The sequence below is a fragment of the Luteibacter flocculans genome (genome assembly GCF_023612255.1).
Lineage (GTDB): Bacteria > Pseudomonadota > Gammaproteobacteria > Xanthomonadales > Rhodanobacteraceae > Luteibacter > Luteibacter flocculans.
This window is the reverse complement of record NZ_CP063231.1, coordinates 2,511,963-2,537,487: the sequence shown is the minus strand read 5'-3', so window position 1 is coordinate 2,537,487 and position 25,525 is coordinate 2,511,963. Positions and strand designations below refer to the sequence as shown.

The window sequence follows — 25,525 nt, the reverse complement described above, 5'->3', positions numbered from 1 at the left end:
GTGCTCAGACCTTGCGCGCAAGATCGGCGGCGAGGCCGATGTACGAAGCGGGTGTCAGCTCGGCCAGTGCCTTCTTCGCCTCGGCGGGCAGGTCCAGACCGGCAATGAAGGTGCGCATGGAATCCTTCGTGATGCCCTGACCGCGCGTGAGTGCCTTCAACTGCTCATACGGCTCCGGCAGGCCGAAGCGACGCATCACGGTCTGTACGGCTTCGGCAAGCACTTCCCAACTCGCGTCCAGATCGGCAGCGATCCGCTCGGCATTGACGTTGAGCTTGCCAAGACCCTTCTGCAGCGATTCCAGCGCGACCAGCGTATGGCCGAAGGCGGTGCCCAGGGCGCGCAGCACGGTGGAGTCGGTGAGATCGCGCTGCCAGCGGCTGATCGGCAGCTTCTCGGCGAAATGGCCGAGCAGGGCATTCGCAAGACCGAAATTGCCTTCGGCGTTCTCGAAGTCGATCGGATTGACCTTGTGCGGCATGGTGGACGAGCCGACTTCGCCGGCCTTCAACGCCTGGCGGAAGTAGCCAAGCGAGATGTAGCCCCAGATGTCGCGGGACAGGTCGATCAGGATGATGTTGATCCGGCGCAGCACGTCTGCGAATTCCGCGATGCCGTCGTGCGGCTCGATCTGTGTGGTATAGGGATTGAAGACGAGCCCGAGCCCCTCGACGAAGCGCGATGCCAGTGCGGGCCAATCCACATCCGGGTACGCGATCACGTGTGCGTTGTAGTTGCCCACGGCACCATTGATCTTGCCCGGGATTTCGATTGCCACGAGCTGGCGCCGCTGGCGCTCCAGTCGCGCGACCACGTTGGCGATCTCCTTGCCCATGGTGCTCGGCGACGCCGTCTGCCCATGCGTGCGCGAGAGCAGCGAAAGACCCGCATGGTCGTGGGCGAGCGCGCGCAGCGTTGCTATCACCTGATCGATCGCCGGCAGCAGTACGGCCTCACGCGCATCGTGGAGCATAAGGGAGTAGGCGAGGTTGTTGATGTCCTCGCTGGTGCAGGCGAAATGCACGAATTCCTTGGCCTGGGATAGCGCCGGATCGTTGCCGATCTTTTCCTTGATGAAGTACTCGACGGCCTTGACGTCGTGATTCGTGGTCGCTTCGATGGCCTTGATGCGCTCGCCGTCCTCGGCCGAGAAGTCGTTCGCGATAGCGAGCAGGCGGTCGGCCGCATCGCTCGGGAATGCCGGCAGTTCCACGATGCCCGGATGGGCGCCCAGGGCCAGCAGCCAGTGGATTTCCACGTGCACGCGCCGGTGCATCAGGCCGAATTCGCTGAAGATCGGGCGCAGCGGCGCCGCCTTGGCGGCGTAGCGACCGTCCAGCGGCGAAAGAGCGGTGAGCGTGGCGTGGGACATGCGGGGTGTTCCTGAGGGCGGCGGGGCAGCCGTCGATTATATGCCAGCCGTCGCAGTCGGCGGACCGCTACGGGCCCCCTGGGCGGCGCCGACACATTCCAGGCCTACGGGCTGCGCTTTGTCGCGCCTTGGGGCGCCTGCGCGGTCGGGCCCGCGTCATTAAAGTGCGCGCCAGTCTCAAGGAAGGTCACCCTCATGAAAGGATTTCCCCTCAAGCCTCGGCTCCTGGCTGCCATGGTCGTGGCCGCGCTATCGGCCGGGACAGTGCCTGCGCACACGACGGGCGCGTATCACGAGGACAAGACTCGCCCTGGCCTCGCTGACGGAGCCAATGCCGTGCCGGCGCCAGGAACACCGTTGGCGCTTCAAGGAACCACGGTAGCTTTTACTACGAAGGAGGATGCGCGCGCTTACTGGAGCATGACCACCAAGGTACAGGCGCTGCCCGTGCCGGATGCCCGTATGGTCGCCAAGGCCTTGCTCAAGAAGCGCCTGGGCGTGGATGGCGACGCCTACGTGGTCGCGCATTTCGCGTCGCCTCAGGACTGGGCGCAGGGGCGACCCGACAACACCATGCTGCTGACCGATGCGCTGATGGAGGCGTTTCCGGCGCACGACCGGCATACGAGGTTTGCCGAATGGGCGGATGCGGTGGGCAGTGTGAATTCGGGTGGCCAGGCGAGTCCCGGGCTGCTTGGCTTCATCGAAGGGGCGAGCCAGTGGCGCAGCGCCAGGCAGTGCTTTTCCAGCCTCGGTAGCTATCTGTGGAGCCGCAGCGGACCGGGTTACCTCTACAACTTGTTTTTCGCCAAAGGCAACATGGTGGAGACGGTACGCGAGGACGCCCGTCCTCTGGATGAGGCCTTTGGGGTATTCGCCGTCGCCAAGGGATTCACCGGGCATAGCGACTTCGCCTTGTCGCGGATCGTCCGCTTGTTCGAAGCGGACGACGCTTTTTCGGAGCTTCCGTACGTGCGCAAGCTTCGCGCCGAGATGGACGCCTATTGGGTGACGAGCGAGAAAGACTGGCCTGTCATGGCCCGCTATCGTTTCGTCGAGCAGGCCCGCGAGGCGCGCAGAACGGGAAAGCTCTCCAAGGAAGCCTATGCGCAGGTGATGCGAGAGGGGGCGCCGCGCGTGCCTCTCGATGGAACAATCACGCTCGCGCAGCTCCGCGATGGACAACGGGAGCTAGGTGGACGAGCCGTGCGTCGTCTGGACATCAACGGATATTTCGCCACGGACATACTTCGTTTCGTGGCGGCAGATGGAAGCGAAATCCTCTACATGCCAGGTGCCAGCGAGCCTTTCGTATCGTTCGTCAACGAGGGAGCACTGCGTCGATGGGTCCTTACCCAGACACGGGATTCGCGGAAGCTGGATGCGCTGCTCTCACGATTCTCGCGTTACGACAGACAGGACGGAACGTTCTGGACAGGCGTCGAGCACGGGCTCGATAACATCGCGAAAGGGCTATGGATACCCGATGCGAGCGCCATCGACCATGCCGATGGCGTGATTGCCGGCGATGTCTTCGTGGACATGCGGACGCAGGTAGAAAAGCACATGCGTGACGACGCGCGCGTGGTTGCCAGCACGGCATGGGAGGGCTGGCGCACCACGCTCAATCGCACGGCGACGGTGCTCGGTCCCTTAGGCTACGTGCCATCGTTGGCCATTCCCATCCAGTTGGGCACGGGTCTTGTCGGACTTGAGACGGGGCTCGACCAAGGATTTCGCGGACGGACGAACGACACGCGAAAGCGCGGCCTCGGGCACGCTGTCATGGCGGTCGTTACCAACGTGACGCTCGGAGCGGGTTTTGCCAGTTCCCGGCAGGGCAGTGGTGGCGAAGCGCCCGCACGCTCTCTTCCACCAGAGCAGAGGACCGGCAATATCGGTTACCTGGTAGGGCCACCGACGTCGCTGCGGGCACCGCCGGCCCGTCTCGCCATTGAACCCCCTATCCGACTTGATCCGTTGCCCACGAGTAGCCGGTGGGTACCGAGCGACCTTCAGGCCGAGGTGCGCGAGGATGGCTATGTGGTTCTGGCCGTGCCCGAGAACAGCGCCGATCAAATCACCGCGATCATCGATCTGAAAAAGAACGCGATCAAGGATCTTCATGGCCAACTGAGAGATGTCGAAACGCCTACGACCACGCGTAATGCGCGCGGCTTCATGGTGTCGACCGATCGGGCGCTGGTGTTTCGCGTGGACTCCCGCTCGCCGATGAGCCTGCTGAACAACGGTGGCTTCGGACCGTCGCGGGAGTTCTTCGATGTGGATCCCATGCTGGATGACATCGCAACGATCGGTAGTCGCTCCCTGCGGGGCAGCAATCTGGTCTTCAAGCGCTGGCCCGAGGCTTCCGTGAACGCGCATCTCGGGGAATTCCATCAGTACGTGATCTGGACGCATGGACGCGAGGTCGCCGCGGTAGCCGACAACGACATGCCCTGGGCGGATAAGGCGCTCGAAGAAGTTCACTTCCCCGCGGACATTCCTGCCAGAGACATCTACATCATCGACTCCACGAATCCGGCCTATGCCAAGGCCATCAGCGAGATCGTCGAATCCGACCACGTTGCCACCCCTTACGGCGTCCCGATTGACGCCTTCAACGAGTATCTGGCCGGCCGACTGGACATTCATGCGCCGAACCGCTTTTCCGAGCAGCGGCTATAGCAATCGGCGGACCGCTACAGACCGCCAAGATGAGCCTACGCATTATTGGCTTTCGGCCCGCGCTGTGACGGGCGAGCCGGAGCATGCGCGGTTGGGCATGGCCCACTAAAGTGCGCGCCAGTCTCAAGGAAGGTCACCATCATGAAAGGATTTCCGTTCGGCTCCCGTCTTCTGGCGGGGCTTGTCGTAGCCGCGCTATCGGCGAGCACAGCACAGGCGTATACGACGATTACCTACTACGCCGATGAGGATCATCCGAACTCGGCCGACCACGACGATGTCGGGCACACGCCAGGAACGCCGTTGTCGCTTCCGGATTCGACACTCGGCTTCCGCATGCAGGCGGATGCGCGCGCCTACTGGGAGATGGCCTCCAAGGCCCATGCGTTGCCGATACCGGACGCCCGTAGCGTCGCCAAGGCACTCCTTCTTCAACGACTGGGCGTGGACGGCGACGCGTACGTGGTCGCGCATTTCGCCACGTCCCAGGACTGGGCACAGGGGAAGCCCGACCACACCATGCCGCTCACCGACGCACTCATGGAGGCGTTTCCGGAGCACGACCGGCATTCGACCTTCGCGGCATGGGCGGACACCGTGGGCGGCGTGATGACAGGTGGGCAGGCCAGCCCGGGCCCGCTCGCTTTCATCGAGCAGGCCCGTCACTGCCGCAGCGTGCGACAGTGTTTTTCAAGCATCGGCGGTTATCTTTGGAGCCACACCGGGCCGGGTTACATCTACAACCTGTTCTTCGCCAGAGGCAATGTGGTGGAGACAGTACGCGAGGATGCCCGTTCGCTGGACGAGGCCTTTGGTGTGTTTGCTGTCGGCAAGGGGTTCGCTGGGCCGAGCGACCTCGTTCTGTCCCAGGTTGTCCGCGCCTTCGAGGCGGATGGCGTGTTCTCCGAACTGCCCTACGTCCGCAAGCTTCATGCCGACATGGACGCCTATTGGGCGGCAAATCGAGACGAATGGCCGGTTCTCGCCCGGTATCGTTTCGTCCAGCAGGCCCGTGAGGCACGTGTAAAGGGAAAGCTTACCCAGGAAGCCTATGCGCAGGTCATGCGCGAGGGTGCGCCACGCGTGCCTCTCGAAGGAGCGATCACGCTTGCGCAGCTCCGTGACGGGAGCCGGGCACCAGGCGGGCGAGCGGTGCGCCGGCTGGATATCAATGGATACTTCGCTACTGACCTTCTGCGCTTCGTCGCCTCGGATGGAAGCGAAGTTCTCTACTTGCCAGGGGCTGCCGAGCCCTTCCTGGAATTCGCCAACGAGGAGAAGCTGCGTCAATGGGTGCTGGCGCAGACGGATGACGCACGGAAACTGGATGCGCTGCTCTCGCGCTTCTCTCGCTACGACCGCCAGGACGGCACGTTCTGGACCGGCGTTGAGCATGGGCTGGAAAACATCGCAAAAGGCCAGTGGAAAGCGGATGCCAGCGCGATCGACCATGCCGATGTGGTAATGGCGGGCGACGTTTTTGTGGATCTGTGCGCGCAGGTCGACAACCGCATGCGCGAGGATGCCCGCATTCTCGCCAGTACCGCTTGGGAGGGATGGCGCACGACGCTCAATCGCACGGCAGCGTTGCTAGGCCCTATCGGCTATCTGCCTCCGCTGGCCATTCCCGTTCAGTTGGGGACGGGTCTTGTGGGCCTGGGCACCGGACTCGACGAAGGATTCCGTGGAAGGACGAGCGAAGCAAGAAAACGTGGTCTTGGTCAGGCGGCCATGACGTTCGTGGCCAACGTGCCGCTAGGCGTCGCGTATGCGAGCGTCGGCAAGGCAGGTGAAGGTCAGACGCCGGCACGTTTCGTTCCACCTCGTCGGGTAAACGGCAAAATCGGGTACCTGATGGGGCCGCCGAAAGCACCGATGATGCCTGAGGAGGCCCATCCGCAGTTCGATCCGCTGCCTACGAGCAGCGTTTGGACGCAGCCCGGTCCGCATGCCGAAGTGCGCAGCGGCGGCTATGTGGTTATGGTCGTGCCGGAGAACAGTGTCGACCGGGTGTCCGCCGTCATCGATCTGAAAAAGAAAACGATCGACGAACTGCATCGCCAGCTGAGTGATGTCGAAGAGCCTGCGACCACACGTAATGGGCATGGCTTTCTGGTATCGACGGACCGGTCCATGGCGTTTCGTGTGGACTCCCGTTCTCCTATGACTCTGGTGGAAAACGGCGGGTTCGGGCCGTCCCAGGAGTTCTTCGATGTGGATCCCATGCTGGAGGGGCCGGCAACGATCGGCAGTCGTTCGCTGCGAGGCAGCGGCGTGGTCTTCAAGTACTGGCCGCAGGATTCCACGAAAAAGCATCTTGGAGACTTCCACCAGTACGCGGTCTGGGCACGCGGGCGAGAGGTCGCCGACGTGGCTGACAACGAAATAGCAGGCGCCGATCATGCGCTCGAAGAAGTCCATTTCGCCGCGGACATTCCTGCCAGCGACATCTACATCATCGACTCCATGAATCCTGACTATGCCAAGGCCATCAGCGAGATCGTCGAGTCCGACCACGTTGCCACCCCTTACGGCGTCCCGATTGAGGCCTTCACCGAGTATCTGGCCGGCCGATTGGACATTCATGCACCGAACCGCTTTTCCGAGCAGCGGTTATAGCCGATCCCTGTAAAAGCACGGTGGATGGACTTACCTTAGGGAGACCCCTGAGCCTCGACCGGAGTTTTCGCATGAGCAAGTTCCGCACCGAACGTGACAGCATGGGCGAGCTGAAGGTGCCCGCCAAGGCGCTTTACGGCGCGCAGACCCAGCGCGCGGTGGACAACTTTCCGGTCTCGGGCCTCACCATGCCTCGCGAGTTCATCCGCGCGCTGGGCCTGATCAAGTCGGCCGCGGCCGAGGCCAACGTGAAACTCGGGCATCTGGACAAGGCGTCGGCCAAGGCCATCCGCGAGGCCGCTGCGCGGGTGGCCGCAGGGGAGGTGGACGAGCACTTTCCCATCGATGTCTTCCAGACCGGCTCCGGCACCAGTTCCAACATGAACGCGAACGAGGTGATCGCTCACCTCGCCGACGCCGCGGGACGCAAGGTACACCCGAACGATCACGTCAACGCGGGGCAGAGTTCGAACGACGTCATTCCCACGGCGATCCTCGTCAGTGCCACCCTGGCGACCAGTGAGCGACTTCTGCCGGCTCTGAAGCACCTGCGCAAGACCATCGACGCACGTGCGAAGGAACTCAAGAAGGTGGTGAAGACCGGTCGTACGCATCTGATGGACGCCATGCCGATCACCTTCGGCCAGGAGCTGTCCGGCTGGTCGGCGCAGATCGCGGACGCCGAGGAGCGGATCGGCGACACGCTCAAGCGCACGCGTCGCCTTCCGCAAGGCGGCAGCGCCGTCGGCACGGGCATCAACGCCGATCCGAAGTTCGGCCCCGCCGTGGCGACGGAACTGTCGAAGCTGACGGGCGTGAAGTTCGAATCCGCTGCCAACTATTTCGCCGGCATGGCGGCACAGGACGCGCCGGTGGAGCTGTCCGGCCAGTTGCGCACGCTGTCGGTGGCGGTGATGAAGATCGCCAACGATCTGCGTTGGATGAATTCCGGTCCGCTTGCCGGGCTTGGCGAAATCGAGTTGCCTGCGCTGCAGCCGGGCTCGTCGATCATGCCGGGCAAGGTGAACCCCGTGATTCCCGAGGCCGCCGCCATGGTGGCCGCGCAAGTGATCGGCAACGACGCCACGGTCGCCATCGCCGGGCAGTCGGGTAATTTCCAGCTCAATGTCATGCTGCCGGTGATCGCGTACAACCTGCTGCAATCGATCGAGATCCTCGCCAACGTGACGACGTTGCTGGCCGATAAGGCCATCGCGGGGTTCAAGGTCAACGAGGAACATATCCGCGAGGCCCTCGACAAGAATCCCATTCTGGTCACGGCACTCAATCCCGTGATCGGCTACGAGAAGGGCGCGGCAACCGCCAAGCAGGCGTACAAGGAAAAGCGCCCGATCATGGATGTGGCGCTGGAAACCACCGGCTTGTCGAAGGCGGAACTGACGAAGTTGCTCGATCCCGCCGCGTTGACCAAGGGTGGCATCCACGGCGGTGGAGGCGGTGGCGGCTGAGTTCGAGACCTCAGGGTTTCTCCGAGCAGAACTGCGGCTTGTCGTACGGATCGTATCCATTCCAGCAGAGTGGAAATCCCACCTTGCCGAGGATGTCGTCGAGCAGATAGGCGTAAAGCGATTCCCCCAGCGAGCTGTTGCTCATCAACAGCACGCAGGTCTTCGATCGCTCGAGACACACGAACAGGTTGTTGGTGCCGTCGTCGTGCCCTTCCTTGAAGAACACCGGGCCGCGCGGCGACTCGAACCTTCCGACGCCCAGTGCATAGCCGAGCGAGATCGCATCGTAGGCCGTCGTATCAGGCTGGCCGATGGTCGGAAACTGTCGCACGGAGTGGATCTTCACTACCGGCGTGAGCCACGTGCGATAGGTGGCCGGTTTCAGTCCGGCGCCGCGCGACATGGCTGCGACGAGTCGCGCGTAGTCTGCGATCGTCGTATCCATGGAGCCCGCAGCGCGGACCGATTCCCGTTGCTTGTGCCCCAGTGGCTTGCCATTCTCGTCGTAACCGATGGCAAGGTTGTCGGCGAAGTCGTCGCGCCAGGTCATGCTGGTACGGGTCATGCCGAAGGGTTCGAACAGCCGCTGCTTCATGAGCGTGGCGACGTCGATGCCCTTGCCGTTCTCCAGCACGAACTGCAACAGGTTGATGCCTTCGCCGGAATAGCCGAATTTCGTGCCCGGGTCGAAATAGAAGGCTAGCTTGCCGTTGGGATCGAAGTCTTTGCCCGGCGGCCAGAAGCGGAAATTGGGGAAGCCGGAGCGATGGCTGAGCAGGATCGATGGGGTGAGTTTTCGCCAGCGCTCGTCACCTGCGAGGTCGGCGTACTTGGGGTATTCCGGCAACGGGCGGGGCAGGTCGTTCGCGATACTGCCGTTGAGATCGAGCTTGCCTTGCTCGACGAGCGACATCGTGGCGTAGGCGAACGCAGCCTTGGTCAGCGACGCGGCATACATCACGGTGTCGGTCGTGAGTGGCAGGTTCTTCTCGACGTTGCGCTGCCCATAGGCTTTGACCGAGGTCACCTTGCCGTCCTCGATGATCGCGACGGCCAGTCCGGGTACGTTCGCTTCCTGCATCAGAAAGGCGATGCGCTTGTCCAATGCTGCACCACGAAGTGGCGCCTGTTCGGCCCCGTGTGCCGCGGTGAACGTCAGTGCTGTGAGGGAAAACACGGTGAACACGAGCGACTTGCGCATGGCACTCTCCCTATGAAAAGACGGCTCCCGAAGGAGCCGTCGTGTGACTTGGATCAGCTGTCGTCGCGCCAGCGGCGGAACCATATGGCGCCGGCGATCATCGCGGCACCGGCTGCGGCACCTATCCAGAGCGTCGGGCTGGCGAGGGCACTGTAGTTGTAGACCAGGCCCAGGCTATCCACCATCGCGGCAGGATTGTTGCGGTCGAGCCCCTCGAGCGTCGATGCATGGCTGATCCAGCCACCCGGGATGAGGCTGCCGAGCAGGCGACCGACCACGTTGGCCCAGAACCACTGGCTCGACAGTCCCGCCATACCCATGAGACCGAACCAGGAGACGATCACGCCGGCACCGACGGGCAGGGCAATCGCCCAGAGGAACGGCTTGCTGCGGGCCCAGGAGGAGCAAAGCATCAGCCAGCCGACGGTGGGCAGCGCCCAGATCGCATACAACGGGAGCAGCAGGATCAGGTTGAGCACGACGCGGAACGGATGCGCTTCCGCGAGCAGACTCCACACGCCCAGGCCGTGCATGGAGGCGACGGTGCCGATCAGGACGCTGAGCACGAGGCCGACGACCACGCCGACCACCACCGCGATGCTGGGAGCGAGCACGAGCGCGCTGAAGACCTTCGACAACACGGTGGAGGTATCCGACAGCGGCAGCGACTTCCAGAACAGCACGCTGCGGTCGCGACGCTCCTCGCAGAGCGTGCCGAGGCAGTAGAAGAACACCACGATCGCGGACACGCACAGGATGATGCCAGCGATGGCGTAGAGCATGATGTCGAGCCCCGCGCCTGCGTTGTGCAGGTCTTCCGGACTCATCGAGCTCTGGAAGTGCATGTCGCCGTTGTATTTGAACCCGCCCCAGTTCGTGCGGCGTCCGAAGACCTCGCCGAGAATGAGGCCCATGGTGTTGAGCACCAGGAACACGATGCCGGTCACGATGGGCGCCCAGAAGAACGCACCCTTGTATTCCCAGAACTCGCGTTTGACCAGCCAATAGAAGGTTTTCATGCGTAGGTTCCCTTCATGGTGGCGACGAACAGGTCGCCGATCGACGGCCGCCTGACTTCACCCAGTTGCTCGAGTTGCGGACGGCTGACGTTGTCGAAGATGAAGATGCTCTTGCCGAACACCTGGCGCTCGTCCAATGGTTTCAGTTCGCGTGCCGCGGGGGCCTGTTCGGCGCTGACCAGCACTTCGGCGAACCGCTCGCCAAGGCTGTCCATATCCGTGTCGAGCACAATCTTGCCGTTACGGATGAACATCAGGTCAGTGAGGATGTGTTCGATCTCCTCGACCTGGTGCGTGGTGACCAGGATGGTTTTTTCCTCGTCGAAATAGTCTTCCAGCAGGCTCTGGTAGAACTGCTTGCGGTAGAGGATGTCCAGGCCCAGCGTGGGCTCGTCCAGCACCAGCAGCTTCGCGTCGATCGACATCACGAGGGCGAGGTGCAACTGCACGATCATGCCCTTGGAAAGCTGCTTCACTTTCTGCCCGCGTTGCAGCTTCGTGCGTGCCAGGAAGGCCTCGCACTTGGCGCGGTCGAAGCGCGGATGGGTGTTGGCCACGAAGTCGACAGCATCGCCCACCTTCAGCCAGCGGGGCAGTACCGCCACGTCGGCAATGAAACAGACCTGTTCCATCAGCTTGCCGCGGTCCTTGCGCGGGTCCAGGCCGAGCACGTTCAACTGACCGTCGAAGGTGGTCAGGCCGAGGATGGCCTTGAGCGCCGTCGTCTTGCCTGCACCATTGGGGCCAATCAGGCCGACGATGCGGCCGGCGCCGATCTGAAAGCTGGCGCCGTCGAGGGCCAGCGACGACTTGTAGAGCTTGGTCAGGCCAGTGGCAGTGACGACCGCAGTCATGACGCATCCTCCTTGGAACCCGGGGCTTCACGCATCAGGGTTTTCAGATCGAGGCCCATGCGCTGGAGGCGGGCGAACAGAGCCGGCCATTCCTCGCGCAGGAAGCGCTCCCTCTCACTCTTGAGCAGCGCATCACGCGCGCCATCGATCACGAACATGCCAAGCCCCCTCCGTTTCTCAACCAGTTGTTCGTCGACCAGCTCCTGATACGCCTTGGATACGGTCAGCGGGTTGATCTGAAAATCCCCCGCGACCTGGCGTACCGACGGCAGCGGATCGCCTTCGTTCAAGGCGCCATCCAGGATCATCGCCACCACGCGTTCGCGGAGCTGGCGGTAGATCGGGACGCTGTCGTTCCAGGTGATGGACATGTAGGTCATTCCTTCGCCGTTTGGCGCAGTGCGTTACCGAACGAATAGTAGGGCATGGCCAGTTGCGCGCCGATCAGCGCAGCGGCCCGATCCTCCGCGCTGCGCTTGAGCGCATCCGCGGCGGAATCCAAAGTGGCCTCGCTCGCCAGCATGGCCTCGCGCACATCGGCGTCGGTGGGCCTTACTTCGAGGGAGGGCAGGTCGACGACACGCGTGCCGTTGACGAAGTGGGGTGCAGCGATCATCGCTGCAGCGCGGTCATCGAAGGAGCGCAGGGCGAACACGCTCGTGCCGGCAATCAAAAGGGAAGCGGTCAATGCGATGAGGTTCGGCGCTTTCATGGGACGACTCCGATGACGTGCTGCGCGGTGGTTAGAGGGAGGCGACGTGTTCGCCCGCGTCGGCGTAGACGACGATCGGGGCGAGGTTGGTGACCTTGGTGCCGTTGATCTCGGCGAGCGGGGCGGCGGTGGTCGAGGTGCTGCTGAAGACGCCCAGGGCGGCGGCAGCGATGACGACGGAGGCGGCGAGGGCGATGTAGTTCGGGCTTTTCATGGTGTTTGCTCCTGTGGTGCTGTGGGTGACCGGTGTTGTAGTGAACTATAACACTATAAAATGACCTGTCAACGAGAAGTTCGGGAATTTCCATATGACTTATGGCCTATGCCTTGCCCGGGTGTGCTAGTGCGGCGCGTCGGCGTGGCACCCGTTCTGATGCCGGAATGCCGCCAAAGGTTTAGCTCAGGCTGTGCCTCTTGTGGGAGCCTTGTGGGAGCCCTGTGGGAGCCGCCATGGCGGCGAGAAGCCAACGGAGCGGCGACGCTAGAACCTCTCAGCCCCCGCATCACCAAACCTCAAGGCAACCTTGTCTCGCCGCCATGGCGGCTCCCACAGAGAATCCCTCGAACTTGCCGGTGGGAGCCAGCCTGCTGGCGATAGGAGCTCGCCTCGCTGCTACATCGCTTCGTTGGCTTTTCGCCAGCAGACTGGCTCCCACCGGCTTTGGTTTATTACAGCTCGCGGCTCATTCGGGCGGACGGCGACCCGACAAAAAAGGCCGGCCCCTCGGGGCCGGCCTTCAGCGGACGACGATGACCGCTACGCTTACAGCTCGGCGCGGAACTCGATGCCCACCACGCGCGGATCGTTGACGAACGCCGTGCGGTTGTTGAAGTCGATGCCGCCGGTGATCACCTTCTTGTTGGTGATGTTGCGGCCGTACAGGGCGACCTCACGCTTGCCGAAATCCCAGTTGTAGCCGACGCGAATACCGCCTTCGAGGAACGGCTTGCTGCGGAACTCCTGCGAGTCGTACAGGAAGAAGTTGACCTCGCTGCGGTAGTTCCAGTCGGTGTAGACGAAGAACTCGCCGCTCTCGCCGTACGGGATGCCGTAGCGTGCCGTCCAGGTGCCGATCCACTTCGGGGCGTTGGGCAGGGTATTGCCGTCGATCAGCGCGTTGCCGGTGGCGTTGAGCGGATCGAGCACCGTGCAGCCGCCGCCGCACGGCGCGACGGCGAGGTTACGGTCCTTCAGCTCGGTGTGGTTATAGCTGCCGCCAGCGGTCATGTAGAAGTTCGGCGTCAAGTAGGCTTCGAGGTCGAACTCGGCGCCGTAGCCTTCGGTCTTCTTCGCATTGATGAGCTGCGTGACGTTGGTGGCGCCGCCCACGGCCGTGAGCTGCTGGTTGTGCATGTTGTACTTGTAGATGTCAGCGTTGAAGCGGACCTTGTTGTCTTCCGTGGTCGACTTGAAGCCGATTTCGTACGAGGTGATCGTCTCCGGCTTCGCCGTGGAGATACTGTTGGCGAAGTTGATGCGGCCCTGCACGCTCGGCGCGCGGAAGCCGTTGGCGATGCGCGCGTAGACGTTCGAATTCTTCGACAGCTGCCAGGTGCCGGTCAGATCGCCGCTCCAGCGGGCGTCGGTCGGATCCGAAGTGAGCGGGCCGACGGGGCCGGTGAATCCGAGGAAGCGCTCGGCCTTGAAGTCGCGCTTGTCATGCGACCAGCGGGCACCGGCGCGTACGTCGAAGTCGTCGGTGAACTGGTAGTCGGCTGAGCCGAACACCGCCCATGCCTTCGTGCGCTGGCTCTGGTCTACCCAGCCGTTGAGCACGTGGTTGTTGAGCGTGTCGTACGAAAAGTTGGTGATCGCGATGTCTTCGTCGAAGTAGTACGTACCGACCTGCCACTTCAGGCGTTCGGCACTGTCGTTGGACAGGCGGAATTCCTGGGTGATCTGGCGATCCTTCGGCAGTGCATCGGCCGTCTCGGAATAGAACGGGGTCACGCGGTTGGTGTAGCTCGGCTTCGCGGGCGTGCCGGACGCGTCGTAACCGCCGTCGACATCGCCGAGGCTGTAGGTCGTGGCGCGTTCCAGGCCAGTGATCGACGCGAAGTTGAGATCGCCGAAGTGCCAGTTCAGGTGCAGGTTGCTGCCCCAGGTGAACAGGTGCTGCTTGTTGCGGCCGTCCTGCGACACGGAATCACGATCGAAGCCCGGCACGAGCTGATCGCTTCCCAGGGTGATCGCGTTGGCGCGGTTGACCATCGCGCTGCCGTCCAGCCAGCGGCCATGTACGTTGATGAGCGCGTCGAAATCGTCCGATGCCTTGTACAGCGCCTGCAGGCGCACGGCGCGGTCGTTGTAGCCGCCCAGGTCGTCCTTCTTGCCCGTGTAGTCGTTGTCGATCCAGCCGTCGCGGTGCTGGGCCAGTGCGGACACGCGGCCGGACCAGTTGCTGGCGAGCTTGCCGCCGATCGCGGCTTCGGCGTTGGCCGTGCCGTAGGAACCGTAGGAAACGCGGGCGTAGCCCTCGGTTTCCTGCGTCGGCTTGCGCGACTCGAACTTGATCACGCCGGCAGGGGAGTTGCGTCCGAACAGCGTGCCCTGCGGGCCGCGCAGTACTTCGACCTGCTCAAGATCGAACAGCGGGAAGCCCTTGAGGATCGGGTTCTCCTGGACGATGTCGTCGTAGACCATCGACACCGGCTGCGACGCATTGAGGTCGAAGTCGCTGTTGCCCAGGCCGCGGATGTAGAAGCGCGGGAACTCGCGCCCATACGACGTCTCGGCATACACGCTCGGCGCGCGTGAGGCGAGTTGCAGCACGCCGTCGCCGGCCTGGCCGAATGCCTCGAGCTTCTCGGCCGTCACCACGGTCATCGAGATGGGCACCTTCTGCAGGTCTTCCGTGCGCTTTTCCGCGGTCACGTTGATGGTCTGCAGCGTGGCGGTCTTGGCCGGTGCATTGGACGCGGGCGTGGGCGTGGCGTCTTGAGCGAGGGTCGTGCCAGAGGCGAGTGCCGTGGCGATGGACAGCGCGATGACGAGACGTCGCGGCGTGCGCGAGCTTGCGAGAGACATGGTTTGGTTCCGCCTGGGGTGTCCTGGGTGAGAGTGCCTCGCCAACTGCGGTGAACACCGATCCCCTGGCGAGGGCGCGTCTGTCGCGAATTATCCACTGTGACGACGTCATGACGAAAGTGTTGCGCTGCGGCAACACATTCCTGCGTGACGGCGTTCACGCGTGTCACGGAAGTGACATGCAGCGAGGCTAACGTGCGCCCGTCTTCGGCGATCTTGTGCTTTGGCTGCACTTGATGACCTGATCGCCGACGTTTGAGGTTTTTCTCAAATCATTCGGAGCACGTAGCGTAATGAAGAAACTACCCCTGGCGGCCGCCTTCTGGACGATGTGTGGCGCTGCGGCGGCCGAAGGTTCGCCGCAAGCGGCCATCGAGCTGTACGTGGACACCACCACACGGCAGATTTTCGCGGAGCCGGGTCCGGGCAGGCAGCGTCTGGGCAAGTTCGTGCAGGCAAGCGACGAGGCAACGCCTGCGATGAGTACGGCTACCGCGCAGGCCGAGAGCAAGCCCGTGGCAGCGAGCCCCGCGACGGTGGCTGCCGCTCCCAAATCCGCGTCGTCCAAGGCGTGGTACGAGAAGATCGGTATCCGTGGCTATGTGCAGATGCGCTACAACCAGGAGCTGTCCGGCAGCGCCGACACTCTGAAATCGCCGGGCGACCGGTTCATCGGCCCGGAGCAGGGTTTCGGCATTCGCCGTGCCCGCGTCGTCATCAGTGGTGACGTGAACGATCGCATGTCGATCTATATCCAGCCCGACCTTGCCAGTACGCCGTCGGGATCCAGCACCACGAACTTCGCTCAGTTGCGCGATGCCTACGCCGACCTCTGGCTCAACGACGAGAAGACCTGGCGTATCCGCGCAGGCCAGTCGAAGATCCCGTACGGCTGGGAAGACCTGCAATCGAGTCAGAACCGGCTCGCGCCGGACCGCGCCGATGCCTTGAATTCCGGCGTGCGCGACGAGCGAGATCTGGGCGTGCTGGCATATTGGTCGCCGACGGTCGCGAAGGAACGCTTCGCCTACCTGCAGAAATCGGGCCTGAAAGGCTCGGGCGATTACGGCGTGGTCGGCTTCGGCGTCTACAACGGGCAGGGCGCGAATCGCCCGGACCGCAACGACCAGTTGCACAGCGTGATCCACTTCTCCTATCCGTTCAAATTCGCCAACGGTCAATATCTTGAGGTTGGTGCGGATGCGTATGCCGGCCGATACAAGGTGAGTACCGGATCGGCCACGGTAGGAGGCGTGACGTTCACGCCTTCCGTGGATGCACCCGTGGCCGGTTCCACCGACCGCCGTGTCGCCGCGCATGTGGTGTATTACCCCCAGCCGTTCGGTTTCCAGGCGGAATGGACGGTAGGTAAGGGCCCCGAGCTGGACATCGCCCGCCGCGTCATTCGCACCAAGTCCCTTCGCGGCGGCTATGCGCAGGTGATGTACAAGTTCGACGGCGGATATGGTTCGCTCATGCCGTACGCAAAGTGGCAGACCTACCGCGGTGCGTCGAAGTTCGACACCAATGCGCCACGTATGCTGGTCGACGAACTCGAAGCCGGCGTGGAATGGCAGCCGTCCAGTGCGGTGGAGTTGGCCGTGGCTTGGGCGAACATGCACCGCACCGATGTCACGACCGCACCGTATCGACGGGTCAAGGGTCAGTTGCTGCGGGTGCAGTTGCAGGTCAACTACTGAGGCCTCAGGTGGCAGCCACAAGGCATTAGGTGGGAGCCACAAGGCATTAGGTGGGAGCCACGAGGCATTAGGTGGGAGCCAGCCCGCTGGCGATCTGGGCATATCGCGAGCCCGTATCGCCAGCAGGCTGGCTCACACCGGGAGCGAGAGCCGGACGGCCAGTTCTCACCGAGGTCGCGGCCCGCAGGCTGGCTCCGAACTCTCGCCCTTACCTCGTTTTCTTCGAGCCTGCCGCCAGCGACTTCTCGCGTGCGGCCTTGAACTCGCTGCCGTCCTTCCATTTGGGCCAGGTGTCGCTGTCGGCCAGTTTCTCGCCGAGCGCGTAGAACGCCTTGACGTTCTGGATCACCCCGTCGAAGTTCCAGCGCATGTCGTAGACGTCGGTCGGCTGGTGGTAGCGGTTCTTTGTGTAGTCTTCTTCCGCCGCGAGGCCCGCGGCCTTGCCGCCCTGGACCATGTCGATACCGCCACCTGCGGACAGCGCAGGGACACCGGCTTTGGCAAAGTTGAAGTGATCCGAGCGGAAATAGTGGCCCTTTTCCGGAGACGCATCGCCGCTCACCACACGACCGTCCGTTTTCAACACATCGGCGAACAGGTCTTCCAGGTCGCTCTGGCCCAGACCCACCACTTCCATGTCATGCGTGGGGCCGGTAATGCCCAGGGCATCCATGTTGATGTCGGCCACGGTCTTGGCGAGCGGGAAGGGCGGGTGCGTCACGTAGTACTTCGAACCGAGCAGGCCCGATTCCTCCATCGTCACCGCGGCGAAGATCACCGATCGCTTCGGTTTCTCCTGGGCGAACTTGCCGGCAATTTCCAGCATGGCCGCAATACCGGTGCCGTTGTCGATGGCACCGTTGTAGATCTGGTGGCCTTTCAGTGACGGGTCGTGGCCGAGGTGGTCCCAGTGCGCGGAATAGACGATCGCTTCGTCGGGCTTTTCGCTGCCCTTGACCATGCCGATGACGTTGTTGCTCAGCGAATGCGTAATCGTGCTCTGCAAGTGGATGGAAGCCTTGGCGTCGAGCGGTACCGCCTTGAAGCCGCGCACATCGGCCTGCTTCGCCAACTCGTCGAAGTTCTTTCCCGCCTTGGCGAAAAGCCGCTGCGCCGCTTCATGCGTGAGCCATCCTGCGACGGGGAGCCGCGGTGCCGGGTCTTCGCTCTCGGGTAGATCGAGGCGCGGCATGGTCCAGCCGCTGCGCACCACGTTCCAGCCGTAGGCGGCCGGTTCGGTCTGATGCACGATGAATGCGGCGGCTGCGCCCTGGCGCGCGGCTTCCTCGTACTTGTACGTCCAGCGGCCGTAATAAGTCATTTCGCGCCCCTTGAACAGCGACGCATCGTTGCCATTCCAGCCGGGATCGTTGACGAGGATCACCAGCGTCTTGCCCTTCACGTCGATACCGTCGAAATCGTTCCAACCGGCCTCGGGCGCATCGACGCCGTAACCGACGAAAACGATGTCGGAGTCTTTCAGATCCACGTCCGCCTTGGCCTGGAGCGTGCCGGCGACCATATCGGTGCCGAAGGGGAAATGTTCGGTGCCGCCGCCTTCCGCGACGTCCAGCGCGAGCGTGTCCTGCCCATTCAACGCCATGGACACGGCGGGAACCGTCTGGATCCACTCGCCCTTGTTTTCGGGCTCCAGACCCATGCGCTTGAACTGTTCGATGATGTAGTTGGTGGTCAGGCGTTCGCCCAGGGTGCCCGGTTTGCGGCCATCGTATTCGTCCGAGGAAATCACTCGCAGGTGCGCGGCAAAGTCGGCGGCGGTGATATCCGGGGTGAACTCGTGATGCTCGTTGGCTACCGCAGGCAGGGGCGGCGGCGGTGCGGTCGAGGGGCCCGCCGGAGCGGCGGGTGGCGCCGCGGCGGTCTTGTCTTCGTCGTGGGACTGGCAGGCGGCCAGCGTGAGGGCGGTGAGGCAGGCGAGAACGAGGCGTCGCATCGGCTGGGCTATCCCTTCATTGGCTGAACTGGCCGAGTGTAGCCGCAGCGTGGGGTAGCTGGCGCGCCGCGAAAGCATCAGCCTTGCCAAAGCGGCCCCTGGCGCACCATAGGTTATGTGCCGATTCGGCAAATTCACAAAGTGCTGGCATTTGCTCCGATACATCGTAAGTTATGCCCAACCGGCGGCTTTTTCGCCGGGAAAAGGCAAGGCAAGGGGCAGGACATCAGGAAGCGCGGGGAGCACCCGCGGAGGACGCGGGGGAACGCATGAACGTGGGGAATGGCCGGATCGTGAGAGGGGGCGTGCCTGGCATGAGGGTTCCGCAACGGAAGCCGCTTTTGCCGGTGTGGGCGACGAGAACCAACAGCGGGGAGGAAACCCTATGAGCCGACCCTCCGATATGCAGGGTCTGGAAGATTTTGACCTCGTCACGTTGGGCGCGACGCTCGGCGTGTGCGAAGTGGACCTCCTGACCTTGAGCCCGGTGCGACCACGCGCCGCCATTGCGTCGACGACCCACGACGGCGTGACGTATCTTTCCGCGCATATCGATTTCGACGTTCGCGGTTCGCTCACGGTGCCGGAAGATGCCTGCATGCTGGTTTACCTGCATGAGGCAGGCGAGCGCAGCTGGTGCCAGGGTATCGGCGTCGAAGCGGACATGGCGGTCACCTTGCTGCGTGGTACGCCCACCGATTTCATGTTCGAGCGCGGCACACGGCTGACGCTGGTGGTGGCGCCGTACGCGCGATTCCGTTCTCGCTTTCTGGCGTCAGACCATGCCGACGTCGACATGGCAGCGCAGCGCTTGCGGCTTTTCTCGGTGCGCTCGGAACATCTGCGACGCGCCTATCGGCAGATCGCGTCGCGCGTCGCGTCGGGCGATGCCGCGATGGGGCCGATCGAGGATCTGCTCGACGAGCACATTCGCGTGGCGCTCGCGTCGTCTCCGGAAGAACGGCCGGTCGCGTCACGTGGTCGTCGTGCGCATTACCAGGTGGTGCGCCGCGCCGAGCGTTTCATGCGGGCGAACCTGCGCCGTGACATCTATTCGCAGGAGCTCTGCCAGGCGGCAGGCGCCAGCGAGCGTGGCTTGCGCTACGCATTCGACGACATGCTCGGCATTCCGCCGAATCGCTATCTCGCCATGCTTCGCCTGTGCACGGCGCATCGCAGCCTTGTCATGGCGGAAGCCGGCCGGCGTTCGGTGAAGTCGGTGGCACTGAGTTGCGGCATGTGGGATCTCTCGCGCTTTGCAGAGAAATATCGCAGCGTATTCGGCGAACAACCGCGGGAGACACTCACGCGGCACAACCTGTCGGAAGACATGGCACAAACGAACGAATACGAGGAATGGTAGGGCGCTCCCGCGATCGTTGGCGTTGAGCTGCAAGGCGTAGGGGCCGCTGCCATGCATGCGGCGATGCGTCGCGCGCTTGTGCGGAAGGCAACTGTGTGTTGCCTTCCCGCATGGCTAGCGGTATTGGTAGGCAATTCTCATCGTGCCTGCCATGCCTAAACGACTCGATATCCGCCTTCTCGCTCCTTCCGGATACCCGGACGACCGCGCAGCTTTCGAGCGAGGCGTAGAACGCCTGCGCGCCGCCGGACACCGCGTGCACGGGGAAGAAGTGCTCGAGCGTGTGATGTTGCGGTTCGCCGGCAGCGACGCCGAGCGCGCCGCAGACATCAATCGCTTCGCCGATCCTTCCCAGCCATTGCCGGACATGGCGATGGCCGTCTGCGGCGGCTACGGCGCCATCGTGCTGCTCGAACACATCGACTTCGACGGCCTTGCGCGTCGCTTCGAGAACGAATCCTGCGTATTCGTGGGGCATGGTGATTTCACCGCCATCCAGTGCGCGCTGTATGCGCGCAGCGGCATCCTCTCGTTGCATGGACCCATGCTGGTGCGCGATTTCGGCGGCCCCTACCTGCGCGAGGACATGTGGCGACACTTCTGGCAAACCGTCTTGTCGCCCAGCACCGACGTGAGCTGGGCATGCGGTGACGATGCCCGCGTACGCGTGGAAGGCACGCTGTGGGGAGGCAATCTCTCGGCGCTGTGCAGCCTCGTCGGCACGTCGTACCTGCCTAAGCTCGACGACGGCATTCTGTACATCGAGGAAAGCGGCGAACAGGCCTGGCGCATCGAGCGCATGCTGTTCGAGTTGAAGCTCGGTGGCGCGCTCGACGGACAACGCGCCATCCTGATCGGCGGCCTGGGCGGCCAGCGCGTCAGTGAGTACGACAATGGCTATGACATCGAGCACGCGTTGCAGCGCTTCGGACAGGCCTGCGGATTGCCGATCGTGCGCGGACTCGCCTTCGGTCACGGGCAGGACAAGTGGACCTTGCCGTTCGGTGCGCACGCGGTGCTCGATGCAGCCGGTGGAACGGCCCACCTGTCGGTGATGAATTACCCCTATGTTCGCGAGTGAGGTGCCGATGGGCGCCGCACAGGCGTTCATCTGCGAGCCAGCTACGACGCCGATATCCCGGTAGCCTTGCGCCGCAAGTCTCCACCGGAGCGAACCCATGACCGACCCCCTGCATACACCGCACGATCGTGCGGCGATCCCGCTCGCCCCGTCGTTGGACGATTCGCTCGTCGACGCCCATATGCCCACGCGTTTGCCGCTGATCGGCGCGCGTGTCGTGCGCGTCTGCGGGCTCGCCATCCTGCTTGGTCTCGTGGTGGGTGGCGTCGCGCGCTTGCTCACGATGCTGATCGGCGTGGTGACGAACCTCGCGTTCCATCAAACCTGGAGTACCGCTTTCACATCGCCCGCGGGACATCACCTGGGCGCGTGGGTCATCGTGGTGCCGGTCATCGGCGGCGTGATCGTCGGTGCCATGGCACGCTGGGGCTCACGCGCCATCCGAGGTCACGGCATTCCCGAGGCGATGGAGCAGGTGCTCACCAACGAGAGCCGCATCCCCGCACGCATGACCTGGCTGAAGCCCGTGTCCTCGGCCATCGCCATCGGCACCGGCGGCCCGTTTGGCGCCGAAGGTCCGATTATCGCCACGGGCGGTGCGCTCGGTTCCTTGCTGGGTCAGCGGCTTCCCGTGAGTGCCGACGAGCGCAAGACGCTGCTTGCCGCTGGCGCCGCCGCGGGCATGGCTGCCGTGTTCAGCGCGCCGGTCGCCGCGGTGTTGCTCAGCATCGAGCTGCTGCTGTTCGAACGCCGTGCGAGGTCGCTCCTGCCGGTGGCGCTCGCCGCGGTTACGGGCACGGGCGTGCGTTTCGCGCTGGAGGGGCCGGGGCCGGTGTTCCCGATGCCTGCGCTTGCCGCCGTCACGCCGATGGCGTTGGTCGTCTACGCGTTGCTTGGGTTGCTGATGGGCGTGGCCGGCGTGTTGGTGACGCGGCTGACCTACGGCATCGAGGACGCGTTCGAGCGCCTGCCCATCCACTGGATGTGGTGGCCCGCGCTGGGCGGTCTGGTGGTCGGCGCGGTCGGCTACGTCATGCCTGCCACGCTGGGCGTGGGCTACGACAACATCACCGCGGTCATTTCCGGGCGATTGGGCCTTGCCGCCATGGCGTTGCTGGCGTTCGCAAAACTGCTGTCGTGGTCCGTCGCGCTTGGCAGCGGCACCTCGGGCGGCACGCTGGCGCCCTTGTTCACCATCGGCGGTGCGCTGGGTGGTGTGTGCGGGGTGGCATTGTCGGCATGGCCGCTGTTGCACGTCGATCCGCACATGGCGGCGCTTATCGGCATGGCCGCCCTGTTCGCTGGGGCGTCGCGCGCATTGATGACCTCGGCGGTCTTCGTCTTCGAAACGACGATGCAGCCGCATGCCTTGTTGCCATTGCTGGCCGCATGCACCACGGCGTATCTCGTGTCGGGCCTGATGATGCGGCACACGATCATGACCGAAAAGATCGCGCGCCGCGGCGTGCACGTACCGACGGATTTCGTGGCGGACCGCGCGGGCTGAGTGAGCGCGCCCGCGCGGTCGCCGTGCGTCAGCCCAGCGCCGTGACCTGCGTGGCGCCGATCACGCCGATGAAGACGATCGACAGCATCCAGAACCGCGCCGGGTCGCGCCACACGCAGACGCCGAGGCAGACGATACCGAGGACGCAGGACACGATGCCCGCAGCAGTCAGGCCAAGCGCGGCCAGGGAAGGATCGCCGCCGCCGGAAGCGAGCAGCATGGGACGGAAGATCGCATACCAGGCCAGTACCAGGCAGGCACCGCCGACGATGCCGAGAAGCCAGTTGGCGGGATGGTGCTTCGGCAACGTGCGGATACCGAGGAAGAGCGCGAGTACGACGACAGCGAAAACGACGAGCAGCAACGCCATGCATTAACCCCTTTGTCGTGGCCTGCGGTCCCCACCGCGAAGCCGGTTTCCCGAGCATGGCGCATGGGGACCGCCAGGTCATGCTGCGCCGCGCAAGCCCTCGATGCCGGCTCGACCCTATTTCGTCGCCCTATACCGCGTTTCGTCGGAAAGGCGGCCAGCGCCGCGAGGTCGCGTCGTATGCTCGCCGGCAATAACGTTGGGAGCGAATGGGATGGCGAGCCTCAAATTTCTCGGGCGCATCGGAGTGGCATGGTTCGCGGCGCTTTGCGTGCTGCTCGCGGCGTGGTCGAGCACGAACGACCGCGACTTCCCGTTCCTGTTCACGCTCGTGTGGTTCATCGGCCTGTTCGTGGCGCTCGGCCGCGGCGTCACCCACTTGTATCGGGTGCGCACGATTGCCGGCCGGGTCGACGGCGAAACCTTGTCGAACCGGCAGCGTCGCCGTGTCGAAGTGCCTTATCCGGCCGACGAGGCGTTCGCGCTCGTGGAAGAGGTCATCCGGGAGCTGCCTCATGCCACCGATGTGAGCGGCACGCGTGGCGGACTGCAATGTCGCGCCGTGATCCGTCCACCTGTCGATCCGTCGCGCCGTCGCCGTCGCTGGGGCTTCGCCTGGCTCGATCGCGAGACGACGGTTTCCGCGACCATCACACCTGCCGATGGATCGTGCAGCGTGATGTTCGTCTGCGAACCCGATCGAGGCGCCTGGACGGATTGGTTCAACCCCGATGGCGGCGCGTCGCTGGAATACGCCGAGACAATCGTTCGTGCCATGACGCAGCGACTGTCCGACAAGCGTAACCGCGAGCGTGCCGACGCCCGCCAGACGGCGATGGAGAAGGAACTGACGGCGGCGCAACTCGGTCTCCTGCAGGCCCAGGTGGAACCGCATTTCCTCTACAACACCTTGGCGAGCGCCCAGGAGCTGGTGCGTACCGATCCGGCGCGGGCCGATCGGATGCTCGGCCACCTTATCGATTATCTGCGTCGCTCGTTGCCACGTACGGACGGCTCGCTATCGACGCTCGGCGAGGAACTGGAACGTTCGACGGCATGGCTGGAGATCATGCGCCTGCGGATGGGTGAGCGGCTGGCGGTGCATACCGACGTGCCGCAAGACGCCTTGAAGGCGCCCATGCCCACGATGATGCTGCAGACCCTCGTCGAAAACGCCATCAAGCACGGGCTGGAACCGAAGCCGGGCGGTGGCGGCATCTGGATTCGCGCAGGCATCGACGGCTCGGGCCTTTCGGTCACGGTGGCGGACGATGGTCTGGGTTTCCGCAGCGACGGCGCGGGCACCGGGATCGGGCTGAAGAACCTGCGCGAGCGTCTTCGCCTCATGTACGGCAGTGCGGCGACGTTCGCCATCGGCAACAACTTCCCGCACGGCGTCGCCGCCACGATCACGCTGCCGCTGGTGGGAGCGCCCGCGCATGGATAAGAAGGCGCCCCGTTGCATCGTGGCCGAAGACGAGAAGCTGCTCGCCGCGGCGCTCCAGCGCGAACTGGCGGCCGCGTGGCCCGAACTGGACGTGCTGGAACTCGCCGAAGACGGTGGCGCGGCGCTCGATGCCATCGCGCAGCACCGTCCGGATGTCGCGTTTCTCGACATCCGCATGCCGGGTCTCAGCGGTATGGCGGTGGCCGCGGCGGCCGCGGAGGTGAGTCCCGAAACGTTGGTGGTGTTCATCACGGCCTACGATCAATACGCCGTCGATGCTTTCGAGCGCGGTGCGGTGGATTACCTGTTGAAACCGGTCACGGCCGAGCGGCTGGCGCAGACGGTGACGCGGCTTCGCGCGAGGATCGGCGACGCGTCGCGCCATGCTGGCCGCACGGCGCAGGTCGCCCGCGATCTCGCTGAGCGTATCGATGCCTCGCTCGACGAGCCGCTGACCTGGATCACCGCGAGCACCGGACGCGCGACGCGCCTGATCCTCGTCGAGGATGTGATTTATTTCCGCGCGGAGAACAAGTACACGCTCGTAGCGACGGCAGAAGGGGATGCCTTGCTGTCGCGTCCGATCCGCGACCTGCTGCGCCAGCTCGATCCGAAGACATTTCGCCAAATTCATCGTTCCACGATCGTCAACCTGCGGCAGGTGGCCTCGGTGGAACGCGACGACTCGGGCAAGGGCTGCCTGCGCCTGCGCGGGCGCCCCGAAACGCTGGCGGTCAGCCAGACGTTCATGACCCTGTTCCGCGCCATGTGATCGAGGAGACTTCCATGCGCATCTTCCTTTCCATCGTCTATTGCTTCATGAATCTGGCGGGCTGCACGGACGCCCAGAACCGCACGCTTGCGACCACGAACCGCGAGAATGGCATCGTGACGCTCGACAGCCGTACCGAGGTGCGGATGGGTCGCGCCCGCTTCGCTTGTGCCGCAAGCACTACGGGCCACTGTCACTACGCGGTGTTCGATGGCGACCGACTGGTCCGCACGCTCACCCTGGCGGTGCATGAGGAACGCCTCGTCGATCGACTTCCTGCCGGCTTCGCCCTCTGCGTGACTCCCGCCGACATAAAGGTGACGGCGGGCTGCGCTCCGGCCTGAGCGCCGCCGTCACCTTCATTGCTGC

General features: G+C 64.0%; 20 protein-coding genes. 10 read left to right on the top strand and 10 right to left on the bottom strand.

Annotated features, from left to right (window positions below; genetic code table 11):
* Positions 1 to 4: 4 nt before the first annotated feature.
* Positions 5 to 1,372 (bottom strand): adenylosuccinate lyase, encoded by a 1,368-nt coding sequence (purB, locus tag IM816_RS10755; RefSeq protein WP_250338080.1) that lies wholly within the window; start codon positions 1,370 to 1,372, stop codon positions 5 to 7.
* A gap of 420 nt (positions 1,373 to 1,792) precedes the next feature.
* On the opposite strand from purB, the gene IM816_RS10750 reads away from it, so the two are divergent.
* From IM816_RS10750 to IM816_RS10740, 3 genes are all read left to right on the top strand, one after another.
* Positions 1,793 to 4,060, top strand: a complete 2,268-nt coding sequence (locus IM816_RS10750) for a dermonecrotic toxin domain-containing protein (protein WP_250338079.1) — start codon at positions 1,793 to 1,795, stop codon at positions 4,058 to 4,060.
* A gap of 45 nt (positions 4,061 to 4,105) precedes the next feature.
* Positions 4,106 to 6,679, top strand: a complete 2,574-nt coding sequence (locus IM816_RS10745) for a dermonecrotic toxin domain-containing protein (protein ID WP_250338078.1) — start codon at positions 4,106 to 4,108, stop codon at positions 6,677 to 6,679.
* A gap of 71 nt (positions 6,680 to 6,750) precedes the next feature.
* On the top strand, positions 6,751 to 8,148 hold the full coding sequence (locus IM816_RS10740; protein ID WP_250338077.1) for a class II fumarate hydratase: 1,398 nt from the start codon (positions 6,751 to 6,753) through the stop codon (positions 8,146 to 8,148).
* 10 nt (positions 8,149 to 8,158) lie between these two features.
* On the opposite strand, the gene IM816_RS10735 is transcribed toward IM816_RS10740, so the two are convergent.
* The 7 genes from IM816_RS10735 to IM816_RS10705 all read right to left on the bottom strand — a co-directional run bounded on the left by IM816_RS10735 (position 8,159) and on the right by IM816_RS10705 (position 14,962).
* On the bottom strand, positions 8,159 to 9,349 hold the full coding sequence (locus tag IM816_RS10735; RefSeq protein WP_250338076.1) for a serine hydrolase domain-containing protein: 1,191 nt from the start codon (positions 9,347 to 9,349) through the stop codon (positions 8,159 to 8,161).
* A 53-nt stretch (positions 9,350 to 9,402) separates the two neighbouring features.
* Positions 9,403 to 10,368 carry a hypothetical protein gene (locus tag IM816_RS10730; RefSeq protein WP_250338075.1) on the bottom strand — a complete coding sequence of 322 codons (966 nt, stop codon included), beginning with the start codon at positions 10,366 to 10,368 and terminating at the stop codon, positions 9,403 to 9,405.
* Positions 10,365 to 11,222, bottom strand: a complete 858-nt coding sequence (locus IM816_RS10725) for an ABC transporter ATP-binding protein (RefSeq protein WP_250338074.1) — start codon at positions 11,220 to 11,222, stop codon at positions 10,365 to 10,367. Before IM816_RS10725 ends, IM816_RS10730 begins: the two co-directional genes overlap by 4 nt.
* Positions 11,219 to 11,593 carry a GntR family transcriptional regulator gene (locus IM816_RS10720; RefSeq protein ID WP_250338073.1) on the bottom strand — a complete coding sequence of 125 codons (375 nt, stop codon included), beginning with the start codon at positions 11,591 to 11,593 and terminating at the stop codon, positions 11,219 to 11,221. Before IM816_RS10720 ends, IM816_RS10725 begins: the two co-directional genes overlap by 4 nt.
* 5 nt (positions 11,594 to 11,598) lie before the next feature.
* Positions 11,599 to 11,934, bottom strand: coding sequence for a hypothetical protein (locus IM816_RS10715; RefSeq protein WP_250338072.1), 336 nt, complete (start codon positions 11,932 to 11,934; stop codon positions 11,599 to 11,601).
* Between the two features lie 31 nt (positions 11,935 to 11,965).
* Positions 11,966 to 12,148 carry a hypothetical protein gene (locus tag IM816_RS10710; RefSeq protein WP_072321267.1) on the bottom strand — a complete coding sequence of 61 codons (183 nt, stop codon included), beginning with the start codon at positions 12,146 to 12,148 and terminating at the stop codon, positions 11,966 to 11,968.
* 549 nt (positions 12,149 to 12,697) lie between these two features.
* The gene (locus tag IM816_RS10705) at positions 12,698 to 14,962 is read right to left on the bottom strand and encodes a TonB-dependent receptor (RefSeq protein ID WP_250338071.1); all 2,265 of its coding nucleotides are present in this window, start codon (positions 14,960 to 14,962) and stop codon (positions 12,698 to 12,700) included.
* 293 nt (positions 14,963 to 15,255) lie between these two features.
* Here IM816_RS10705 and IM816_RS10700 point away from each other — a divergent pair, with 293 nt between their 5' ends.
* On the top strand, positions 15,256 to 16,662 hold the full coding sequence (locus IM816_RS10700) for a porin (protein WP_250338070.1): 1,407 nt from the start codon (positions 15,256 to 15,258) through the stop codon (positions 16,660 to 16,662).
* A 208-nt stretch (positions 16,663 to 16,870) separates the two neighbouring features.
* Here the strand turns inward: IM816_RS10700 and IM816_RS10695 are convergent, their stop codons facing one another.
* On the bottom strand, positions 16,871 to 18,616 hold the full coding sequence (locus IM816_RS10695; RefSeq protein WP_250338069.1) for a M28 family metallopeptidase: 1,746 nt from the start codon (positions 18,614 to 18,616) through the stop codon (positions 16,871 to 16,873).
* Between the two features lie 385 nt (positions 18,617 to 19,001).
* Here IM816_RS10695 and IM816_RS10690 point away from each other — a divergent pair, with 385 nt between their 5' ends.
* From IM816_RS10690 to IM816_RS10680, 3 genes are all read left to right on the top strand, one after another.
* Entirely contained in the window at positions 19,002 to 19,979 is a 978-nt protein-coding gene (locus IM816_RS10690; protein WP_250338068.1) for a helix-turn-helix domain-containing protein, read from the top strand.
* A gap of 151 nt (positions 19,980 to 20,130) precedes the next feature.
* On the top strand, positions 20,131 to 21,060 hold the full coding sequence (locus tag IM816_RS10685; RefSeq protein ID WP_250338067.1) for an LD-carboxypeptidase: 930 nt from the start codon (positions 20,131 to 20,133) through the stop codon (positions 21,058 to 21,060).
* A 97-nt stretch (positions 21,061 to 21,157) separates the two neighbouring features.
* On the top strand, positions 21,158 to 22,567 hold the full coding sequence (locus tag IM816_RS10680) for a chloride channel protein (protein ID WP_345779946.1): 1,410 nt from the start codon (positions 21,158 to 21,160) through the stop codon (positions 22,565 to 22,567).
* Between the two features lie 28 nt (positions 22,568 to 22,595).
* Here IM816_RS10680 and IM816_RS10675 read toward each other — a convergent pair whose 3' ends face one another.
* Positions 22,596 to 22,937: a hypothetical protein gene (locus tag IM816_RS10675; RefSeq protein WP_072321262.1), complete on the bottom strand. Its 342-nt coding sequence runs from the start codon at positions 22,935 to 22,937 to the stop codon at positions 22,596 to 22,598.
* Between the two features lie 214 nt (positions 22,938 to 23,151).
* On the opposite strand from IM816_RS10675, the gene IM816_RS10670 reads away from it, so the two are divergent.
* Genes IM816_RS10670 through IM816_RS10660 form a run of 3 tightly spaced genes read left to right on the top strand, consistent with a single transcriptional unit; the run spans position 23,152 to position 25,500 of the window.
* Positions 23,152 to 24,384, top strand: a complete 1,233-nt coding sequence (locus IM816_RS10670) for a sensor histidine kinase (protein ID WP_250338066.1) — start codon at positions 23,152 to 23,154, stop codon at positions 24,382 to 24,384.
* A complete protein-coding gene (locus tag IM816_RS10665; RefSeq protein WP_250338065.1) occupies positions 24,377 to 25,156 on the top strand; it encodes a LytR/AlgR family response regulator transcription factor in 780 nt (259 codons plus the stop codon). Before IM816_RS10670 ends, IM816_RS10665 begins: the two co-directional genes overlap by 8 nt.
* A gap of 14 nt (positions 25,157 to 25,170) precedes the next feature.
* Positions 25,171 to 25,500, top strand: a complete 330-nt coding sequence (locus IM816_RS10660) for a hypothetical protein (RefSeq protein WP_250338064.1) — start codon at positions 25,171 to 25,173, stop codon at positions 25,498 to 25,500.
* The last annotated feature ends 25 nt before the right edge of the window (positions 25,501 to 25,525 follow it).

Excerpts from the sequence above, each read along its gene's own strand:
- IM816_RS10700 (WP_250338070.1), top strand. The coding sequence starts at position 15,256 with ATGAAGAAACTACCCCTGGCGGCCGCCTTCTGGACGATGTGTGGCGCT.
- IM816_RS10705 (WP_250338071.1), bottom strand. The coding sequence starts at position 14,962 with ATGTCTCTCGCAAGCTCGCGCACGCCGCGACGTCTCGTCATCGCGCTG.
- IM816_RS10750 (WP_250338079.1), top strand. The coding sequence starts at position 1,793 with ATGACCACCAAGGTACAGGCGCTGCCCGTGCCGGATGCCCGTATGGTC.
- IM816_RS10665 (WP_250338065.1), top strand. The coding sequence starts at position 24,377 with ATGGATAAGAAGGCGCCCCGTTGCATCGTGGCCGAAGACGAGAAGCTG.
- IM816_RS10725 (WP_250338074.1), bottom strand. The coding sequence starts at position 11,222 with ATGACTGCGGTCGTCACTGCCACTGGCCTGACCAAGCTCTACAAGTCG.
- IM816_RS10680 (WP_345779946.1), top strand. The coding sequence starts at position 21,158 with ATGACCGACCCCCTGCATACACCGCACGATCGTGCGGCGATCCCGCTC.
- IM816_RS10715 (WP_250338072.1), bottom strand. The coding sequence starts at position 11,934 with ATGAAAGCGCCGAACCTCATCGCATTGACCGCTTCCCTTTTGATTGCC.
- IM816_RS10720 (WP_250338073.1), bottom strand. The coding sequence starts at position 11,593 with ATGTCCATCACCTGGAACGACAGCGTCCCGATCTACCGCCAGCTCCGC.
- IM816_RS10730 (WP_250338075.1), bottom strand. The coding sequence starts at position 10,368 with ATGAAAACCTTCTATTGGCTGGTCAAACGCGAGTTCTGGGAATACAAG.
- IM816_RS10685 (WP_250338067.1), top strand. The coding sequence starts at position 20,131 with ATGCCTAAACGACTCGATATCCGCCTTCTCGCTCCTTCCGGATACCCG.
- IM816_RS10735 (WP_250338076.1), bottom strand. The coding sequence starts at position 9,349 with ATGCGCAAGTCGCTCGTGTTCACCGTGTTTTCCCTCACAGCACTGACG.
- IM816_RS10675 (WP_072321262.1), bottom strand. The coding sequence starts at position 22,937 with ATGGCGTTGCTGCTCGTCGTTTTCGCTGTCGTCGTACTCGCGCTCTTC.
- IM816_RS10695 (WP_250338069.1), bottom strand. The coding sequence starts at position 18,616 with ATGCGACGCCTCGTTCTCGCCTGCCTCACCGCCCTCACGCTGGCCGCC.
- IM816_RS10670 (WP_250338066.1), top strand. The coding sequence starts at position 23,152 with ATGGCGAGCCTCAAATTTCTCGGGCGCATCGGAGTGGCATGGTTCGCG.
- IM816_RS10740 (WP_250338077.1), top strand. The coding sequence starts at position 6,751 with ATGAGCAAGTTCCGCACCGAACGTGACAGCATGGGCGAGCTGAAGGTG.
- IM816_RS10710 (WP_072321267.1), bottom strand. The coding sequence starts at position 12,148 with ATGAAAAGCCCGAACTACATCGCCCTCGCCGCCTCCGTCGTCATCGCT.
- IM816_RS10660 (WP_250338064.1), top strand. The coding sequence starts at position 25,171 with ATGCGCATCTTCCTTTCCATCGTCTATTGCTTCATGAATCTGGCGGGC.
- IM816_RS10690 (WP_250338068.1), top strand. The coding sequence starts at position 19,002 with ATGAGCCGACCCTCCGATATGCAGGGTCTGGAAGATTTTGACCTCGTC.
- purB (WP_250338080.1), bottom strand. The coding sequence starts at position 1,372 with ATGTCCCACGCCACGCTCACCGCTCTTTCGCCGCTGGACGGTCGCTAC.